The 3,444-nt window shown below is 66.2% G+C and carries 3 protein-coding genes; 2 read left to right on the top strand and 1 reads right to left on the bottom strand.

Going from position 1 to position 3,444, the window contains the following annotated elements; all coding sequences use genetic code 11:
* Positions 1 to 294: 294 nt before the first annotated feature.
* A complete protein-coding gene (locus tag WA702_RS03010; protein ID WP_425109041.1) occupies positions 295 to 1,296 on the bottom strand; it encodes an adenosine kinase in 1,002 nt (333 codons plus the stop codon).
* Positions 1,297 to 1,368: 72 nt separating this feature from the next.
* Between WA702_RS03010 and murJ the strand changes: the two genes are divergently transcribed.
* Together murJ and trpS are read left to right on the top strand one after the other, a co-directional pair.
* A complete protein-coding gene (gene murJ, locus WA702_RS03005; protein WP_425109040.1) occupies positions 1,369 to 2,931 on the top strand; it encodes a murein biosynthesis integral membrane protein MurJ in 1,563 nt (520 codons plus the stop codon).
* A gap of 50 nt (positions 2,932 to 2,981) precedes the next feature.
* The coding region (gene trpS, locus WA702_RS03000; RefSeq protein WP_425109039.1) for a tryptophan--tRNA ligase at positions 2,982 to 3,444 on the top strand (463 nt) is incomplete at its 3' end.

The raw sequence follows: 3,444 nt of genomic DNA, 5'->3' as shown, positions 1-3,444 counted from the left end.
GGAGAGGGTGGATCGCCGGCGCGGATGCGGCGGCGAGACGGGTGAGGGGTCTGTCTCCGCGGATGCAGACCCTACTCCGCAAGGGAAGATGGTGAAGCATCGGTGCGGCGATATCTCAGGTCGACTGAAGGTCTGTCTATGCGGAGAGAGACCCCTCACCCGGCTCAATCTCACTTTGATCGATTTCGCCACCCTCTCCCGCAGGGGGAGAGGGTGCACCGCCGCTGCGGTTGGATCAAAATAGCAGCGGGATCGATCAGAAAATCCGGTTCGCAATCACGCTTCGTAGGCCAACTACACCGGCAAGCCGTTCTTTTCGGCGAGCTGCTTCAGCGACACCTGCGGCCTGGCGCCGATGTGCTGGATCACTTCGGCGGCGGCGAGGGCACCGAGCTTGCCAGCCGCCTCATAGCCGGCTTGGCGCACCAGACCGAACAGGAAGCCGGCGGCGAACAGGTCGCCAGCGCCCGTGGTGTCGACCAGCTTCGAAATCGGGAACGCCGGCACCGAGACGACGCCGTCGTTCGACACGACGACGCAGCCCTTTTCGCTGCGGGTGACGATGCCGAGCGTGGCATCCTCGCGCAGCTGCTTCAAGGCGCCGTCGAAGTCGGAGGTCTGATAGAGCGAACTGAGCTCGGCCTCGTTGGCGAACACGACGTCGACGGTGCCGCCGCGCATCAGCTCGAGAAACTCGTCGCGATAGCGGCCAACGCAGAACGCATCCGACAAGGTCAGCGCCACCTCGCGCTCCGCCTCATGGGCGATCGCCGCCGCCTTGACGAAGGCATCCTTGGCGTCCTTCGGATCCCAGAGATAGCCTTCGAGATAGACGAACCGGCTGGCCGCGATCGCTGCGGGATCGATATCGGCGGGCGACAAATTCTGCGCCGCGCCGAGATAGGTGTTCATGGTGCGCTCGCCGTCCGGCGTCACCAGCACATAGCAGCAGCCGGTCGCCGGACCGGCGGTCGCAGGCACGGTGTCGAAGGCAACCCCGGCGGCGCGGATGTCGTGGGCATACATCTTGCCGATCTGGTCGTCCTTGATCTTGCCGACATAGGCGGTGCGCGCGCCAAAACTGGCGAGGCCGACAATGGTGTTGGCCGCCGACCCGCCCGACATCTCGGTGGCCGGTCCCATGTCGCGGTAGATCGCCGTGGCCCGCGCCTCGTCGATCAGCGACATGCTGCCCTTGGGCATCTCGTGCCGCGCCAGGAAACCGTCGTCGGTCTGCACCAGCACGTCGAAAATGGCATTGCCGATCGCGAGCACGTCGAATTTAGCGTCAGTCATCCACCGGCCTCGTTTACGGCGATTGCGAAAGGCTGCGGCCTATCACAGGCGGCGCTGCTATAGAAGGGGGCGATGATCCGGTCTTTTATGACAGTGCTTTCAGGGACACTGGCCTCGCGGCTGCTGGGCTTCGTTCGCGATTCCCTGATCGCAGCGCTGCTCGGTACAGGCCCCATTGCCGACGCATTTCTGGCCGCATTCCAGCTCGTCAACGTGATCCGCCGCCTGCTGACGGAGGGCGCGCTGAACGCCTCGCTGGTGCCGGCATGGCTGCGATTGCAGCGACACGACGGCGCGGCTGCCGCAGCCGCGTTTGCCGGGCGCGTGTTGGGTACGGTGAGCGCCGGCCTCATCGTCGCCACAATCCTGCTCGCTTTCGCGATGCCGCTGGTCATGACCGTGCTGGCTCCGGGCTTTGCTTTCAGCGAAACGTTGCAGCTCGCGGCCGACGATGCGCGGCTGATGCTGCCCTATCTCGCCTTCGCCGGCCCCTCGACGGTGCTGCTTGCGCTCGCCAGCGCGCAAGGCCGCTTCGCGCTGACAGCCTTCTCGCCGCTGTTGTTCAACGGCGCGCTGATCACTGTGACCATCGTGCTGCTCGCGAGCCACGGCGAGGCCGCACAGGCAGCGACGGCACTGGCGGCCACCATCGGCATCGCCGGCCTGCTGCAATTGTCGATCCTGATCGCGCGCGGGCGGCAAAGTGCCGTCGCCGCGCCGCTGCGCATCTCCATCGCGCCTGACATGCGCGGCTTCCTCGGCAAGGCATTCCCCGGCATGGTGGCGAGCGCCGCGCCGCAACTGCTTGCCGTGGGCGGCGCCATCATCGCGTCACGCGAGCCTTCAGCGGTGTCGTGGCTCTATTTCGCCAACCGCCTGATCGAGCTGCCGCTCGGCATCGTCGGCATGGCGATGGGCACGGTGCTGGTCCCCGAACTGACACGCGCGCTGCAGGCCGGCGACAAGGCGATGCTGGCGCATGCGCAGTCGCGCGGGCTCGAGCTTGCTGCCGCTCTCGCGCTGCCGGCGATGCTCGGCCTGATCGCGCTGAGCGAGCCGATCGTGCGGCTGCTGTTCGAGCACGGCGCATTCAGCGCGACCGACACCGCGGCGACCGCGCGCATCCTGGCATGGCTGGCGACGGCGCTGCCGGCGCAAGTGCTGGTGAAGGCGCTGTCGCCCGCCTTCTTTGCCCGTGAAGATACCCGCACGCCAATGAATGCGACCCTGATTGGCTTCGCGGTCGCCATCGTGTCAGCGCTGGCGCTCGGCCATGTCATCGGCAGCAGCGGGATCGCCATCGGCCTGGCGCTCGGCGCCTGGGCCCAGGCACTCGCATTGTTCCGACGCGGCGCGTTAAGCTTCGGCTTTGCGGTCGAGCCGGCGACCCGCCGCCGCCTGCCGCGCATCGTGCTGGCGGCGATCGCGATGGGTGGCGCGTTGTGGGCTGCAGCAACCGGAACGGCGAGCTTTGCCGGATCCCACGCCGGGCTAGGCCGGGCTGCCGTGCTGTTCTGCCTGATTGCGGGCGGGATCGCGCTCTATGGCGGGCTGCTGTCCGCGCTCGGCGTCACCGGCTGGCGCGCCAGCGTCCGAGCGGTTCGCAGGCCGCCATCGCACGACTTGCGCGAGTAAGGCACTCCATGCCAAACGACGCACCAATCGATAAATTTGGAACAGCGACCATGGCCTTCGTGGAACGGGTTTTTTCAGGCGTCCAGCCGACCGGCAATCTGCATCTCGGCAACTATCTCGGCGCCATCAAGAAATTCGTCGCCCTGCAGGACACGTCCGATTGCATCTACTGCGTCGTCGATCTGCATTCGCTGACCGCGCAGCTGGTCCATGACGACCTTGCCGACCAGACACGTTCGATCACCGCCGCGTTCCTCGCCTCCGGCATCGACCCGAAGAAGCACATCGTCTTCAACCAGTCGCGGGTGATGCAGCACGCCGAGCTCGCCTGGATATTCAACTGCGTCGCGCGCATCGGCTGGATGAACAAGATGACGCAATTCAAGGACAAGGCTGGCAAGGACCGCGAAAATGCCTCGCTGGGCCTGCTTGCCTATCCCTCGCTGATGGCTGCCGACATCCTGCTCTACCGCGCCACCCATGTGCCGGTGGGCGAGGACCAGAAGCAGCATC

Source organism: Bradyrhizobium sp. (assembly GCF_049798375.1).
GTDB lineage: Bacteria > Pseudomonadota > Alphaproteobacteria > Rhizobiales > Xanthobacteraceae > Bradyrhizobium.
Note: the sequence above shows the minus strand (reverse complement) of the source record. Positions and strands in the feature narration are given on the sequence as shown.